The sequence below is a fragment of the Tenacibaculum sp. 190524A05c genome (assembly GCF_964036595.1).
GTDB classification, from domain to species: Bacteria; Bacteroidota; Bacteroidia; order Flavobacteriales; family Flavobacteriaceae; genus Polaribacter; species Polaribacter platacis.
Map to the genome: position 1 here is coordinate 1,119,629 of NZ_OZ038523.1, position 18,742 is coordinate 1,138,370.

Sequence of the window (18,742 nt, forward strand, 5' to 3'; positions counted from 1 at the left end):
AATCTTACTATTCAAATATTACTTTCTTATTAAGAATCTTTCCTTCTATTTCTAATCGAACGATATATACTCCAACTTCTAATGTTTCCGGTTGAATTATAAGTTTAGATGTTCCTAGCATTGATTCTGAATAAACTTCAGTTCCTAAAACAGAATATATTTGAACTGAAACCTCTTCTCTACTTTGAATTCCACTAATCGTTACTTCTTGTTTGTTTGATTTGAAAATTCTAATATCACTTAGATTAGAAACGTCATCTGTTCCCAAAGTCTTTGCTTGTGTGCGGATGTAAAAACGTCCGATTCCTTCAATATCAATATCAGTTACAAAAGAATATACTTCTCCTCTATCTAATAGAACAAAATCTCCAGTTTCTGTATCTTCTAAATACACTTTCATTCCTTCAGGAAGATTTTCTGTTTGAACAGAAATCTTTACATCTTTATTTGCGGCTGAAGTAATACCTAATGGAATTATCGTTCCTTCAACCTCATCTATTGATAAAGACTGAATTGTAAAATCATTTCCTTTTGAGTCTTCATTTAAACGGGTGTATACATCAAAAGATGAACCTCCAAAGTTTCCAATATCATAACCTGGATCTAATCCTTTAGTTGTAGTAGAGAAAAACTTAATATTGGTATCTACGACTTTTCCTTCTTGCTCTGCTTTAATTTCAATATTCGGAACAGCAGTACTTCTAGAAAATGTTTGAACTCCAGTAGCATCTGATAAACGTTGGTCCTGTTTAAAATCAATTGATGAAATTCCTGAAGCAGTTTTCACGAAAAATCCTTGCCCAACTGTTAATGACGTATCTGAATCTAATAATGTTTTTGCCACATATTTATTCTGACTATTATCCCAAACATACACACCTACATTCTCTGGATTGAATTTACTTAAGTTTTCTTGAATAAAGTTGTTGTTTGAATTATTGTTTATTGGCAAATACGCTGTATATGGACTTCCAACGGCATTCCATTGATCTTCATTAACTGAAACAGAAACGTCATTTGTTTCTAATGTCCCTGTAAATGTTACCGAACCACTGGTTGCTCTTGAAACGATATAACTTTTACCTTTTTCAAATGTAAGTGTGTTTGTTATAATATCATCGGCAGTATAATACACCCATTTTGATCCATCTGCATTACTATCATCATAATGCGCCACTGCATAACGATTTGGTGTAACTGTTGTATTTACACGAATATTATTTGCAGCATTTTCAATAAATTCTTTGATACTCTGACCTGAAACTGGTGCAGTAACAATACTCCATTTATTTGCCTCCAAACCAGAACGCTCAAAAGTTACCATACCATTTGATGTTCCTTTTACAATTAAAGTTCCACTAGTGGTTGATGATGATTTAATTAATGCTGTTTCCGTAGTATTAAAATTACCGTTTACAATTGCAACTCCATTATCTTCCACTGTAAATGAAGATAATTCTTGAATTTCTAAGTCATTCATTTCAGCAGTTACGCCAGAACTAATAACAGGCTGATTTGTTACGTACGGAATAATAACATTTTGTGTTACTAATGGAGTAAAGCTGGTAGACCAGTTTCCGCTTACAGTCCAATCTGTATCTGAATTTCCATTCCAAGTTATTTCTGCTGGATGTACTACATTAACCGTTCTGATTACTTCTACCGCATTATTTCCAGAAACACCAGTTGCATTGTAGGTAATGTTATAACTTCCAATCGCATCAACAAAAGCACTTGTGTTTATAGTAACTGTAGAACCATCATTTACCGTTGCTCCTAATTCCGAATAGCCACTTCCTAATTCAATTTCTTGTGGATTATCACCAATTAAAGTAATTACTGGCGTATCACAATTATCAATAATATCTTGAACACTATCCCAATTTGTAGGGTTTGTACCTATAAAAGTCAATGTTGAACTTCCGTTACCATTATGTACATAATTAAACAAACCGCATAATCCAGTAGTATTCGCTTGATTTTGGATAATTAAATTATTTGAGACATTTTGTAAACTAAATAAATCAATAGTTAATAATGCATTGTTATTTCTAATTGTAGAATCTGAACTTGTTAATTGTGTAACATTTTCTAATGCACTTATATCGGCAAGACTTCCATTAAAACTAATGCTTAATCTTCCTATAGAAGTTAAGGATTCTAGGAAAGAATTATCGAATGATGTGATTAATTCATTTTCAGAAATAGTTAATGAATTTATAGAAGTAATTGATAGCTTAGGAAACCCTTCTAGGTTAGTAACCAAATCACAATCATTTAAGCTGAAACTTCCTAAAGTTGTCAATTCATCAATTCCCTGAAGGTTACTCAAATTAATCATATCCCTTATTAAAAGTTCACCACCAATACTTGTTACATTTTGTAGGAAACTCAAACTGCTTATTGCTAAATCATCAATACTAAAATTACCACTAACCGTTGATAAAGAAGTTATATCTATTGTAGCTAGTTGAGTACAATTATCAATTGAAAAGTTATTACTAACGCTTGTTAATTTTGGAATACTTAACGTAGTTAAAGCATTACAACCTGCAACAGAAAGACGACCTGTAAGAGTTTGTAATTCCGGAACAGAAATAGATTGTAAACCATTCATATCAGCTATTAAAAAATTTCCAGTGCTTTCTAAGAGTGCTAAACTAAGACTAGTCATACTTCCTCCATTATTATTTAATGCAAATTCGTTATTAACTTGAGTTAACTTTGGAATTGAAAGAGAACTTAATGAGCTATTAAATGTTATAGAGATTTTTGCGCTCATTGTTTGTAATTCATCAAAAGCAATTGTTGACAACATCGAATTACCCGTAATTGTTATGTTTGGAATTGAAGAAACCTGACTTAGAATTGATATATCTGTTATTTGATCTAAATTATTTACTTCAAAATTCCCCCCTATACTTGTAACATTCGAAAAAGAAGCTATAGAACTAGTATTCGTCATGTTTTTTAACGTGAAGTTTCCTCCAACAGTTGTCAATGCACTAAATCCAGAAAGATCATCCACAATGTTTCCTTCCATATAAAAATCTCCAGAAATAATATGCACATTTGAAAAGCCTGATAAATCAGTTATTGTACCGTTAATAGTAAGATCTCCTTCTATAATTCCACAAGACCCCAAAGTATTGGTTACATAATTATCTACTTCTGTTTGGTTTGTTAACGTAACATTTCCAACAACTACACAATCACAAGAACCAGCTATTCCATTAGCTGTTGTGTCAATCCAGTTACTTGTACTTCCATCAAGTGCAAAGTTTGATAGTGCACCATTGGTATTATTTCCAGAGCTATCATTTAAAGTTGTTTCGGAGCTATTATTTTGTTCCGTAATTCCTTGATTAAAATTATAACTTAACAGTAAATCAGCCTGTGCCATATCTGCACTACAGCTATTACGAGCTCCCACTTCAAATGCCGTCAATGTTTTTGTCCAAACACGAAGTTCATCAAGCTGTCCTTGAAAATATCCCGCTGCATCTCCAGTAGGAGTATCTGAAGCAGCATATCCAATTTGTATATCTTCTGAACTTGATGCAACCGTTGCCGTACCATTCCATCCTGTTGAATGAACACTTGCTCCATCAATATAACATCTAGCATTTCCAGAATCTAATGTTACAGCCACATGATGCCAATTTCCATCGGCTACATAGGTAGCTCCATTTAACAGTCTTGTTGTATAATTTGATGCACTAGCATAATAATAAAATTCTATTCTTCCACCATCAAGATTAATTCGCCAGCCGTTGTTGCCATCTGGTGTAAACTTATTAATTATAGCACCATTGCCATCTGTTGTTTTTATCCAAAAGTCTACAGAAAAGTTTAAGTTGTTCTGTGATAAATTATGTGGAACTGTGATAAAATCATCTGTTCCGTCAAAATCAAGTCCAGTACCTTGTCCTGCTCCATAACCTTGAATAGTAAAGGTATAAACTGGTTCATCACAATCATTACTATTAACCGTAACTATTGCCGTTTTCGTTCCACCAGATGTAGGATTGAAAGAGAATCTTAAAGTTGCTCCTTGTCCAGGTAAAATAGGATTATTACTAGGGTTTTGTGTTAATGTAAAATCACTTGTATCTCCAGATAACGTTACACTATCTACAAGTAAATTTCCTGTACCATCGGTATTCACTACAAAAAAGGTCATATCTTTTGAATTTCCAACAACTACAGTCCCAGCATCTGTATTGTCACTAGTGTTAGGAGTATCGTCTCCTGAAGGTATATCGATTAATTCTCCTTGAATGCTTATTTCTGGAATTGCAACAGAACATGTTCCCGAAATACTATTTGCTGTTGTATCTACCCAGTTGGAAGAACTACCTGTTAAATCAAAATTGGTTAATGTACCATTTAAATTATTTGATGTCTCATCATTAGCGGTAGTTTCAGTTGAATTACTAGTATCAATTTTACCTTGATTTAAATTATAATACGCTACTAATCCTGATTCATTTCCTGCTAATTCACAACCACGTTGTGCGTTAATTTCATCTAAACATAGCACTCTAGACCAATAACGCACTTCATCTATTTCTCCATTAAAATAAACGGTATTAAATTCAGAGTACCCTATGGAAAGTGATTCTGTATTTGTTGGTGTTTCTGGAACATTACTAAACGTAACTTCATTGTCTAATACACCATCGATATAGAATGTTAACTTACCATTTCCAAATGCTAAAGCAACATGATGCCAGTTCCCATCATTCAATCCAGAAGCATTAGATAAACTGGTTGTTTCACTATTTGGTACCGCGTACTCAAATCGTAATACTCCTGAACTACTTAAATACATAGAAAACCCATTAATTCCTGTAGCATCATACTTAGCCAAAATTGATTGTCCTGCTGCAGTAGATGATGTTTTAAAGTATGTTTCTATTGTAAATGTATTTGTATTCAATACACTATTGTGATTAATACTAATATGATCATCCACTCCATCGAAATGAAGTCCTGTAGCTGGTGTAAATCCAGTTCCTTCTATATCAAATTCAAAAGTAGCATCATCACAATCATCATTAGTAATTCGAACTGTAGCTTCTTTAGTTGCATTTGAACTTGGCGTAAACAATATTCGTAAGTTTTCCGATGCTCCAGCTGCTACCGTTGCTGGTGATTCAATAATTGTAAAATCAGTAGAACCATCAATAACAATATTAGAAATGTTTAGTGTTCCATTACCAGTATTACTAATTGTATAATCTGCAGGTTCAGCCTGTCCAAATACTACATCTCCAAAAGAAGTATTATTTGGTGCGACTGTATCAGTACTTCCATTCGTAATTGTATTGCTATTAGAAGTAATTCCAATAAGAGGTTCTGTGTATGTAGTACAAGTTCCTTTAACACCGTTTTCTGTAGCATCTATCCAATTTGATGCTGTACCTGTTAAACCAAAATTATTTAGTCTTCCTTCTGGTGGTATACCTGAAGAAATGGTATGATTGTATCTTAAAACATCAAACATTGGGAAATTATTCCCATTTACTTCTCCATTATTAAAATTATAATAAGCAAGTAAATTATCTTCATCTCCAACTAATTCACAACTAAATTGATTTGTAATTCTACAAATAGAAATTTCTGTTTCCCATACTCTTAACTCATCTATAATTCCTTTATAATATGCTCCTCCTCCACTTGTAGCTCCAATAGTTAAGTTATTACTACTAGTATCCACAATCGTACCCGAAAGCTCTAAAGAAGTATCTAACACTCCATCAATATACATGATGTAACGAGTAGCATTATAAACAATTACCACATGGCGCCATTGATTATTTGCAATTGGAGAACTCGTTAACGTACTAATTCCACTAGCTGTAAAAAAACTGAAATTAAGTTGCATTGAAGTGTCGATACGTAAACTGTAACCTGAATTTGAGCTTTGATTATCCAATATAGTATGTTCTCCAGTTCCTGAAATATCAGGTTTTATCCAAAGTTCAATAGAGAAGTTTCCATTTAAACTATAGTTTCCATTATCAAATGTAATATTGTCATCTACTCCATCAAAATCTAATCCTGTACCACTTTCAAAAGCAGTTCCTTGTATGGCAAATGTAAACGTACCATTAGTAGCATCATCGCTTACAATAGTAACCGTTGCATTTTTCGTACCTGCCGATTGAGGATTAAATTTTATCATGATTTGTTCCATCGCTCCAGGATTTACGGTAACAGGTAACATTGCGTCTACCTGAAAATCACTAGCATCTGCACCTGTTATAGTAACACTGGAAATATTTAAATCATCAGTAAAACTTATATTTTCAATTGTAAAAGAAGTAAGTGATTCAGCTCCAGTAGCAGTATCAAAAAAGAGCGTACCATCTGGCTCAGATACGTTCGTTTGACCATTTACAAAAGGAGAACCCATCGGATCCATTCCTTTTACTTGAATCTCACCAACTAAGTTATCTTTTAAATTATTTGTTTTTTCAGCATGTAATTTTTCTGGTAGTATTGTGATGTTACACAGAAAAACCAAAAATAAGAGTAGTGTTTTTTTCATTTGAGGGAAATGTTAGTTTGTTTTATCTTTTTAACCATTAATGCGCAATGGTACAAAACAGATTACTTCAACTCTTTATTTTTATGGTTACAAAAAGTTTCATCCCTTTGTTTTAAAGGCACACAGACTCTTTCTGCATTTCAGAAATCATTGACCTTTTTGCCTTTATCTAGTTATATTTGTAATATGCTGTCTAACCTTTTTTATAAAATGAGAATCATTTTACTAACTCTATTTTGCTGTTATTTATTTCCTGTTTTTTCACAAACAAAACAAGATTCATTAGAAATTGATTTAAAAGAAAAAGTAGTAATAGCTCAAAACGACTCTTTAAAACTTCATTACATCGTTGAGCTTACTAAAAAAGTCGAAAAAAGAAATGTAGATGAAGCAAGAAGTTTAATGAAGGAGGCTTTACAAATAATAAAAGATAATTCATATAACTCAAATTATTTTTTAAAGAAGAAAGCTTTAATAATAGATGCTTTAGGTAAATATGAATCCATTCAAAAAAATTATGAAAAGTCTCTTGGCTTACAACTAGAAGCTTTAAGAATTAGAGAAACCTTAAAAGATTCCATAGAAATATCTCAGAGTTATCATAATATAGGTATGCTATTTAGGTACCAAAAAGATTATGAAAAATCTAAATCCTATTTTTTAAAAGCAATACCGATACGACAAAAATATTTAGATAGTACAAAGTTAGCTCGTACATACAATATGTTAGGAGTTAGTTATTATTATAATAAGCAGAATGATTCTGCAATGTATTATTATGAATTATCGAGAAATTATTATCCTACTCCTTTTGGAAAAGCAAGAGCTAGTGAAAATATTGCGACAATCCATTACACCACAGGAAACTATGACAATGCTATTGAAGTATATAAGAAAAATATAGCGCTTTACAAGTCTGAAAACTACACTAAATTTGTTATTAACAGTCAAATGCATCTTGCCAAAATTTATTCTGATTTGGGCAAGCATCAACAAGCCATTCATTATATAGATGAAACTTTTGCTTCTGCCAAAAAGTTTGGAAATACAGCGAAACTCCCTTTAATGTATCAGTTAAGAAGTCATATTTTCGAAAAAATGGGAAATTATAGATATGCTCTTGGCTTTTACAAAACCCATAAATACTATTATGATTCTATTTTTAATATTAGAAATGCAAAGAAAATAACTGAATTAGAGCTCAATTATAAGTTTCAAAAAGAAAAGCAAGCCGACAGTATTAAATTTGCGACTGAAAAAAGAGAATTAGAATTAAAAACTGAAGTAAAACAAGCTAGAAGTAGATTATATATATTACTATTACTTTTAGCAGCTGTTATTTTTATCACTTTACTATTAGTGGTGAACAATAGAAGAAAGTTAAATCAAGAACGCTATAAAAAAGAACAGTTTGAAAAAGAATTGTTAGATGAAAAATTAAAGCATAGTACATATCAAACCAAACAATTGATAGCGGATAATAAAATGCGTTTACAATTTAAACAAGAGTTTTTAGCAAAGCTTAAAAAGGTTAAACAATATGCTGATGCTGTAGATATTTCTGACTTTCAATCTCTAATTACGGATCTCTCTTCACAAATTCAAACAGAAAGTAAGTTAGATTCTATTGAAGATAATATTGATCAAATTGATGAAGAATTTAATGAAAAACTACGAACCTTATTTCCGACACTAACTAAATCTGAAAGAGAAATTTGCGCACTTATGCGAATGAACTTAAGTCTTAAAGAAATTATGATTATTCGTAATGTGACTATGGGATCAATAAAATCTTCTCGTCATCGAATTCGAAAAAAAATGGGACTTACCAGAGCACAAGAACTGGAACAAGCCATTATGGATTTAATATAAAAAGACAGTAATAGAATTACTGCCTTTTATAAACTAAACTATTGATTAAAACCCATCTCCAGGAGCTTCTGGAGAAGCTGCTTGAGCTTTTTTTGGATTTAGTATTAAATAGGTTCCTAAAGCTGTTAATGCTGAATACTTGCCGTAATCACCAATTTTCTGTAATGCTTCTTTTCGCGTAATCTTTTCATTGTCTTTTGTTATATTACTCTTCATAATCTTCCTATTCAAATATTACTTTCTTATTTATAATCTTACCTTCTATCTCTAATCGAACAATATATACTCCAACTTCTAATGTTTCTGATTGAATTACCAATTTAGAAGCTCCTGGCATTGATTCTGAATAAACTTCAGTTCCTAAAACAGAATAGATTTGAACTGATACCTCTTCTCTACTTTGAATTCCACTAATCGTTACTTCTTGTTTGTTTGATTTAAAAATTCGAATATCACTTAGATGAGTAACATCTTCTGTTCCCAAAGTCTTTGCTTGTGTGTGGATATAAAAACGTCCGATTCCTTCAATATCACTATCAGTTACAAAAGAATAAACTTCTCCTCCATCTAATTGAACAAAATCTCCAGTTTCTGTATCTTCTAAATACACTTTCATTCCTTCAGGAAGGTTTTCAGTGCGAACAGAAATCTTAACCTCTATATTCGCTTTTGAGGTAATACCTAATGGAATTACTGAGCTTTCTATATCTGAGTTTGATAAAGACTGAATTGTAAAATCATTTCCTCTTGAGTCTTCAATTAAATGCGTGTATACATCAAAAGATGAACCTCCAAAGTTTCCAATATCATAACCTGGATCTAATCCTTTAGTTGTAGTAGAGAAAAACTTAATATTGGTATCTACGATTTTTCCTTCTTGCTCTGCTCTAATTTCAATATTCGGAACAGCAGTACTTCTAGAAAATGTTTGCACTCCAGTAGCATCTGATAAGCGTTGATCTTCTTTAAAATTTATTGATGAAATTCCTGTAGCAGTTTTCATGAAAAATCCTTGACCAACTGTTAATGATGTATCTGAATCTAATAATGTTTTTGCCACATATTTGTTTTGAGAATTATCCCAAACATACACACCTACATTCTCTGGATTGAATTTGCTTAAGTTTTCTTGAATAAAGTTGTTGTTTGAATTATTGTTTATTGGCAAATACGCTGTATATGGACTTCCAACAGCATTCCATTGATCTTCATTAACTGAAACAGAAACGTCATTTGTTTCTAATGTTCCCGTAAATGTTACTGAACCATTAGTTGCTCTTGAAACGATATAACTTTTACCTTTCTCGAATGTAAGTGTGTTCGTTATAATATCATCGGCAGTATAATATACCCATTTTGATCCATCGGCATTACTATCATCATAATGCGCCACTGCATAACGATTTGGTGTAACTGTTGTATTTACACGAATATCATTTGTTGAATTTTCAATAAATTCTTTAATGCTCTGCCCTGATACTGGCGCAGTAACAATACTCCATTTATTTGCTTCCAAACCAGAACGCTCAAAAGTTACCATACCATTTGATGTTCCTTTTACAATTAAAGTTCCACTAGTAGTTGATGACGATTTAATTGATGCTGTTTCTGTAGTATTAAAATTACCGTTTACAATTGCAACTCCATTATCTTCTACTGTAAATGAAGATAACTCTTGAATTTCTAAGTCATTCATTTCAGCAATAACTCCTGATGCAATAACCGGAGATGTTACAAATACTGGAACTATTACGTTCTGTGATGTTGCTGCAACTGCATTTGACGACCAGTTTCCATTATCAGTCCAATCTGTACCATTAGTTCCTGACCAAACTGCAGTATTACAATCTTCTGTGAAATTAGCTGTTATATCTTTATCCCAAGTAGATAAATAAGATGCCGTTGCATCATCAATTTCAATACAAGTTAAGTAATCGTTGAACTTAGCATTAAAATCAGCCATTATACTATTGTTTCCATTTCTAACATCTAGTGAAACTAGTAATGTTTGTGTAACTCCAAGTTCTTCTAACTGAGGACACTTGGTTACATCTAAATATGTATATGGGTTTTTGCTTGCTTTAAGTATTTTAAGATTTGGATTATCAAGAATTAAATTACTTATTTTATTAGATCGCAACTGTATTTCTTCCAACGTTGGAATAACTGATAAGTCCAATTCGGTTAAATCATTTTCAGCAACATCTAAGATTCTTAAGTTTGAATTGCTTGATAGGTCTAACGAAGTTAAATCATTATAATCTAAATTCAATACTTCTAAAGCAGTGAACGCTTCAATACCGGTTAAGTCTGTAATATTCAAACTACTTAAATCTAAATCTACTACAGTTTCAATTTTCTCAGTATACACTTGATTATCATTAGCAATTCCGTTTCCTAAACTTGTAGCATCTCCAAGTGAAACAACATTTCCATCAGCATCATGAGTTTCTAAATAATTTTCAAAATTTGAATCAGCGATGTAAGTTAGATCACAGTATAATGCAAAACTTGCAGTTGCATCTTTCTCCCAAATGTCTGGATATAACTGAACTTCTTTATCTGCTTTAATACAAGTTAAACCTGGATTTCCTTGACCATCAAACCAAGTGAAATTATCATTATTCCCGTTAGCAACGTTTAATGAAGTTAATTGATTATTAGCGATACGTAATTGTACAATGTTTGGATACATTGAAATATCTAATTCCGTAAAATCATTATCGTTTAAGATTAGTTGTCTTACCAATGGATTTGCAGAGATATCTAAAGAATTGATTCCTGTATTAGATAAACTCAAATTTGTTAACGCTGTAAGATTAGAAATATCAACATCTCCCAAATTTGGATTACCATCAAGATATACTTGTTCTAACAATACATTACTTGATAAATCTAAACTCGCTAAATTGTTATTTGCTAAAGTAATTACCGTAAGTTTTGTATTCTTACTTAAATCTATACTTGTCAAGTTCGAATTACTTCTACATCCTAGGAACCACATATCTCTAAAATCTTCAATACCCGTCATATCTTCCACTAATCCATTATGCAAGTTAAATCCCTCGGAAACTTCAACTAATGCTGTATATACATAATCATCCATTACTCCATTTCCATACCCATTATTTTCTAAGAACGTTTCAAATCCATCATCTGGAACATAAGTCATTCTACAAAACTCAGCATAGTTAGCCGTTACATCTTTTAACCAAGTTCCTAATAACGCTGCAGCTGCTGGATCATCAACTTCAATACATGTTAAACTTGGATTTCCTGTAACATCAACGTTGTCAAGATCAGTATTATTACCACTTCTTAAATTCAATCCTGTAAGTAGTGAATTCTTACAAGATAAGTTATCTAAGGTGTTCTGCTTTACTAAATCTAAATATGTTAACGGTGTACTATCACACTCTAATGTGCTTAAGTTTATATTATTACTCAAATCAATTTCAGAAATACTAGTAGAACTAAATGATAAATAGCGAAGTTCAGAAAGATGAGTTACCTCTAAAGTTGTTAATGGATTCAATCCACATTCTAGATTCTCTAATAATGGATTATTTACAATATTTAATGAAGTGATATTGGTATTCTCACAGTAAAGAGATTCTAAATTAACTTGATTGCTTACATCTATTGTTCCTAATCTATTATTCGTAACTGTTAAGCTCGTTAAATCGTTATTACTAATATCTAAATTCGTTAAACTATTATCTCCAATATTTAAGAATTTTAATCCCGTATTTGTTGAAATATCTACAGATGATAAACTATTGTTTGCAGCTTCTACTCCTTCTAATACTGTTAAACCATTAATATTTAAACTTGTAATTCCAGTATTTTCAAGAGTTATACTTTCTAAAAGAGTATTATTACTTAAATCTAAATCAGTATTTGTTAATGTGTTATCATCTGCCCAAAAACGAATTAAACTTTTGAAATCCTCGATTCCTGTAAAATCCTCAATTCCCTCATTTCTTGGAGTTAGTAATTGAATTACTTCAATTTTTCCTGTTGGAACTAAACTATCATCAATAATTCCATTACCTAAACTGTTTGAACTTCCTAAAGCAACTGATCCTCCAAATTCATTATGAGTTTCTAAATATGCCTCAAAGTTCGCATCTGGTATGGTTGTAAATCTACAATACTCAGCGTAATTTGCTGTTGCATCCTTTTCCCAATTGGAAGCTGATAAGTAAGCTGCATTAGGATCATCTACTTCAATACATGTTAAATTAGGATTGTTTCTAGCATCCATATCTTCGAATGCATCATTGTTTCCATTCTTAAGATTTAAATATGTAAGATTCGTGTTTTCATAACACGATATATCATTAAGATTAGTATTCTTTGAAATATCTAATGAATTAACATTTAACTGGTAAGCAAACAACGTTTCTAAGTTGGTAAGCATACTAATATCCAATTCATCGATAGGATTTCTTCCAATACTTAATGACCTTAGTGCTAAATTATTTTCTAAATTTAAGCTGGTTATAGCATTATGAGAAGGTTTAAAAGATTCTAATACAGTAAGGTTACTTATATCGATACTTTCAATGTTATTCTCATGAAACTGTAGATCTTTTAACAATACATTATTACTAACATCTAAACTTGTTAAATTGTTTTCTGATAGTACTACATCATCTAAACCAACATTGGTAGATATATCAATTGAATTTAAATCACATCTGTATAAGTATATCTCTTTCAGTAATGTTAATCCGGTTATATCAATACTTTCTATATCTAGATCGTTACATCTAATTTCATCTAGTTTTGTATTTGCTGTAAAATCCAAATTAAGATTAGCTGTAGTATTATCCCTATGGATAAATCTTTCTAAATCAGTAAAACTTTCTAAACCTGTAAAATCTGCAATGTTAAGATTGTATAATCTTAGTACCAATACCGAATTAATAGCAGCAGTAGTTACGTAATTGTCATCTGCTATTCCGTTCCCCATACTTGTAGGATCTCCAATAGTAACAGTACCACCAGTAGCGTTATGGGTTTCTAAATAGTTTTCAAAATTATCATCTGGTACATACGTCCAATTACAATCGTCTCTAAAAACAGCTGTAGCATCTTTTAACCAAACTGGCGCAACTAAATAACTAGCAGTTGGATCATCGACTTCAATACAAGTTAAATTAGGACAACCATCTACTTCAAATTCAGTAAAGTTACTATTGTTTCCATTCTTTGCATTTAACTCCACTAACTCATTGATATCCTTTGCACTGAATTTTACTAAATTGGTATTATTACTAATATCAATTGAAGTGATATTAGTTTCATCTAAACTTAAATCTTGAAGATTTGCTAAGTGACTTACATCGTAAGAACTTAATGGGTTTCTACCTAAACTCAATGTTTCTAATAGTGTATTATTCTGAGTGTTTAAGGTTGTAAATTGATTCAACGAAGCGAAAATTCTTGTTAAATTTACATTTGTACTAATATCAATAGAACTTAATGTTGTTTCATGAATTTGTAAGTCTTCTAATAATACATTGGCACTAACATCTAAACCAGATAAATTATTTATTGAAATAATCAAATCTTTAAGAGCTGTGTTTGTAGACAAGTCAATAGAAGTTAAGTTATTTCTTGATACTTCTAATCTTTCTAAGCTTGCTAAGCCAGTAACATTGACACTTGTTAATCCCATTCCACTTGCTTCAATTCTTTTTAGATTTGTATTTGCAGTAAGATCTAAATCTGTATCAGTTAACATATTATTGAAAAGAAACACAACTTCTAAAGCAGAGAAAGCGTCTAAACCAGTAATATCAGTAACTCCTTGAAATCCGATAAATAAACTAGTAACGTTTTCAATATTAGCGGTTTTCACAAAATTATCATTCGCAATCCCGTTACCCATACTTGTTGGATCACCAACAGCAACATTATTATTATTAGCATCATGAGTTTCTAGATAATCTTCAAATCTATCATCTGGAATGTATGTCCATTTACAATCATCACTAAAATTAGCTGTAGCATCTTTTTCCCAACCTGATACATAACTGGCTGTAGGATCATCAACTTGAATACAAAATAAGTTAGCATTTCCCGTAGCGTATAATTCAATATCGCTACTATTATTTCCATTTTTAAGATTCAAGTTAGTTAACTGAGAATTTTGACATTCTACATATTCTAAATTGGGACTTGCACTAAAATCAAGTTCAACAATGCCAGTATTATTCGCATATACCTCAACTAACTTCGTAAGACTACTTAATTCTAGAACTGATAAACCAGTGTTACTTACTCCGATATCTTCAAGGTTTGTATTACTTGAAAAATCTAAAGAAGTTAATGTTGGCATATCTTCAAGAAATAAATCCGTCAAATTGTTTAATCCAGTTACATTAATAGTAGCTAATTGATTTTCTCCCGCACTTATTGTTTCTAATAAAGTGTTGTTCGAAACATCTAAAGTTGATAAGGAGTTTCCTCCCAAATACAAACTAACTAAATTCGTATTATTCGATATATCTATTGTAGCTAAAACAACGTTGTCTCTGATTCTTACATCCGATAATAAAGCATTACCGCTTATATCTACTGCAGTAAAATTATTACCATCAATATTGAAATAACTAAGGTTTAAACTCGAACTTATGTCAATACTAGATAAATTATTGTTTCGGAATTCAAGACGTTCTAATTTTAATAACCCAGAAACATCAACGGTATTCAATCCCATGTCTGAGCAATAAACTTCTCTTAAGTTTGTGTTCGCTGATAAGTCTAAACTTCCAGAAGTGATTGCATTGTTAAACGCTCTTAATTCTTCTAAACTTGTAAAATCTGCTAAACCAGTTAGATTTGCAATTCCCTGGTTTGAAATATTTAAATACGTGATATTTTGAATATTTTCCGTTGCAACTTTATCATCATTTGCAATTCCATTCCCCATACTTGTTGGATCTCCAACGGGAACAATTCCTCCTGTTGCATTATGAGTCTCTAAATAAGCTTCAAAATTATCATCTGGCACACTAGTTTCAGTACAGAATAACTTATACTCTGTTTGTGCATCTTTTCTCGGAAATGTTGTATTTGCGTAGGTTACATCATCAACAGTAACACAAGTTAACCCAGGATTATTACGGATATCAAAATCATTAGGATTTAAATTTGTATTGTTTCCATTCCTAATATTTAAATACGTTAATTGATTAAAAGCGATAGATAAATCCTCTAGAACAGTGTTTTTTGAAACATCTAAACTTGTAATACTATTACTCTCAGCAAATAATTCAACTAATTTTAAGTTGTTACTAACATCTAAACTCGTTAAGTTATTTTCATATACCTGTAATTCTACTAGCTCAGGGTTTTGCGAAAGATCTAAACTTATTAATCCATTACCTACACAATCTAAATCTTCTAATAAAGGAAGCCTAGTAACGTCTAAACTTGTTATGTTATTTTCATAACAGGACAAGCCCGTTAGCTTTACATTGTTAGAAACATCTAGGCTACTTAATTGATTTTGTGCACAATTTATTGAAGTTAATTCTAAGTTTTGAGAAAGATCTAATACAGTAATTTGGTTATTGAAAACATCAATACGAGTTAGTTTTGTGTTATTACTCACATCTAAAGAAGTCAACTCATTTCTAAAACATTGTATAAGTGTTAATTCTGTATTTTGAGAAATGTTCAAACTCTTTACACCAGATTTATAACAATCTAATCTTTCTAATGCTATGTTTTGTGAAAGATCTATATTTTCAATGGTATTATCATGGCAGAATAATGTTTTTAACGCCACAAATCCTTCAATACCTGTTAAGTCTGAAATTGATAAATTATCGATATCTAATTCTTCAACACTAGAAATATTAGACGTATATACTTTATTATCATTTGCAGTTCCATTACCCATACTACTAGCATCTCCTATTGAAACTACATTTCCATCCGCATCATGTGTTTCTAGATAATTCTCAAAATTATCATCAGGAACAGTTGTTTCTCCACAATCTAAGCGAAAAGTAGCTTCGCTATCAATATTCCAAGTATTTAAATACGATGCTGTTGGATCATCAACTTGAATACAAAACAATGTTGAATGGTTTTGCTCTGTATCAAAAAGTGTGATGTTTGAATTATTCCCGTTCTGGATATTAATACCAGACATATCCGAAGTTCTTGCTGAAAAACTTGTTAGAGCAGTGTTATTTGATAAATCTAAATAAAAACCAGAGGCTCTATCCATTGATAACTTTTCTAGTAATAAATTCTGACTTACATCTAAGTTTTGTAAGCTAGTATCATTAGCACTCAAATCCGTTAAATTAGCAAGGGGACGCACATTTAGGGGGAGGATTTGATAATTATCATCAATATTAAGAACCTCTATGGTTGTATATGCAGAGACATCGAAAGACGTAATATTATTTCCTCCAATGTTCAATTCTTTTATAACTGTATTGTTTCCTAAATTTAGTGTAGTACTATTGGCGTTATTATAAATTAACTTCTCGATTTTTAAATTACTCGATAAGTTTAATACCGCGAAAAATAAATCATGGATATATAATTCTTTTAATTCTGGAAGTTTAGAAAAATCAAACTCGTTAAAATTATTTTCAGAACAGTCTAAAATCTCTAGCGATTCAAAAGCTTCTAAACCATCTAATTCATCAATACTATTGCTTGAAATATTTAAATAAGTAACATTTTCAATTCTTGAAGTGAATACTTTTCCATCGTTTAGAATTCCGTTCCCCATACTATTCGGGCTTCCCACTGAAACTACATTACCATCAGCATCATGATTTTCTAAGTGATATTCAAAATTGGTATCTAATATATTTGTAGTACTACAATCTGATTCAAAAGAAGCTTTATTATCTTTTTGCCAAGTACTTAAATAACTTGCCGTTGGGTCATCTACTGCAATACAAGTAAACTGATTAAATCTAGCATCGAATGAAGTGATATTGTCATTATTTCCATTCTTAATATTTAGGCTGTTTAGATCACTACTGTTGGCTGAAAAACTGGTTAGAGCAGTATTACTAGATAAATCCAAATAAAATCCAGACATGAAATCTATAGTAAGTGATTCTAATAATACATTACTAGATAGGTTTAAACTTCCTAAGTTCGTATTACTAAAGTTTAAATTTACCAAACTTGTTAGTGGACTAAAATCTGTAACATTTAGATTATAGTTGGTATCACAATTTAAATCTGTAAGGTTTGAAAGGTTAGTTAGATTTAAAGTTGTTAAATTATTATTACTAGCATTAATGATTTCTAAAGTAGATACACTTCCCAAATTCAAAGAAGTGGTTCCATTAGCTGAAATATTTAGTTCTTTCAACTTTACATTTGTACTAACATCAATTGTAGTATTGCTGTTATCAGTACAATTTAAAACTTCTAGATTCACATTTGCAGCAACGTTTATCGAACTCATTCCGTTTGTTGCACAATACAATTCTTTTAAAGCAATATTGTTAGAAAGGTCAAAATTACCTACACCATTATTCGAGAAATCCAATACTTCTAAAGCTGTAAAATCTTCGATTCCCGTAATATCAGCAATCATGCTTGAAGAAATATTTAAAGAAGTTACAACAGAAATTTTTTCAGTTGCGACAAAACCATCTGAAGGAATTCCATTTCCTAAACTATTTACATCTCCAACTAATACAACGTTTCCATTAGCATCATGGGTTTCAAGATAATTTTCAAAATTATTATCTGTTACTGCAGTTAATGCACAATAATTCCTGAAAGTTACACCTGAATCTACTCCCCAACTTGAATAGTAACTTTGTGTTTCATCATCTACTTGAACACAAGTAAGACTTGGATTATTGGTTACATCAAAGGTATTTACATCGAAATTATGACCATTTTTAATGTTCACTTCAACAAGATTGTTGTTGCTTGCAAAAACATTAAAAAAACGTTTAAAGGATAAATCTAATTTAGTAATGCTGTTTCCGCTACAATTAAGACCAGATAAACTTGTAAAATCTTGTAATCCTGTTAAATCACTAATTCCTTGATTATTTATAATTAATGTTGTTACTGATTGTATGGCACTTGTTGTAACATAATCATCATTTGGAATTCCATTTCCCATTCCGTTCGCTTCTAAAAAAGCTTCGAAATTATCATCAGGAACATAAGTTTCCTGTGCAAAAAGAAATGTTGAACTAATTACTAAAAAAAAGACAAAGGATAATTTTACTTTCATTAATAGTAGCTTTAAAATTATGAGTACAAATAAACTTACATATCAACGATTTTGTAGTAAAAAGC

4 protein-coding genes are annotated in these 18,742 nt (G+C 31.1%); 1 reads left to right on the forward strand and 3 read right to left on the reverse strand.

What is annotated here, in order from left to right:
- Positions 1-7 precede the first annotated feature (7 nt).
- Positions 8-6,556 (reverse strand): LamG-like jellyroll fold domain-containing protein, encoded by a 6,549-nt coding sequence (locus tag ABNT61_RS04865; RefSeq protein WP_348745068.1) that lies wholly within the window; start codon positions 6,554-6,556, stop codon positions 8-10.
- Between the two features lie 210 nt (positions 6,557-6,766).
- Between ABNT61_RS04865 and ABNT61_RS04870 the strand changes: the two genes are divergently transcribed.
- Complete coding sequence (locus tag ABNT61_RS04870) at positions 6,767-8,428, forward strand: tetratricopeptide repeat protein (RefSeq protein ID WP_348745069.1); 1,662 nt, start codon at positions 6,767-6,769, stop codon at positions 8,426-8,428.
- Between the two features lie 45 nt (positions 8,429-8,473).
- Here the strand turns inward: ABNT61_RS04870 and ABNT61_RS04875 are convergent, their stop codons facing one another.
- Together ABNT61_RS04875 and ABNT61_RS04880 are read right to left on the reverse strand one after the other, a co-directional pair.
- Positions 8,474-8,644 carry a hypothetical protein gene (locus tag ABNT61_RS04875; RefSeq protein WP_348745070.1) on the reverse strand — a complete coding sequence of 57 codons (171 nt, stop codon included), beginning with the start codon at positions 8,642-8,644 and terminating at the stop codon, positions 8,474-8,476.
- A gap of 7 nt (positions 8,645-8,651) precedes the next feature.
- Positions 8,652-18,677, reverse strand: a complete 10,026-nt coding sequence (locus tag ABNT61_RS04880; protein WP_348745071.1) for a T9SS type A sorting domain-containing protein — start codon at positions 18,675-18,677, stop codon at positions 8,652-8,654.
- Positions 18,678-18,742: the final 65 nt, after the last annotated feature.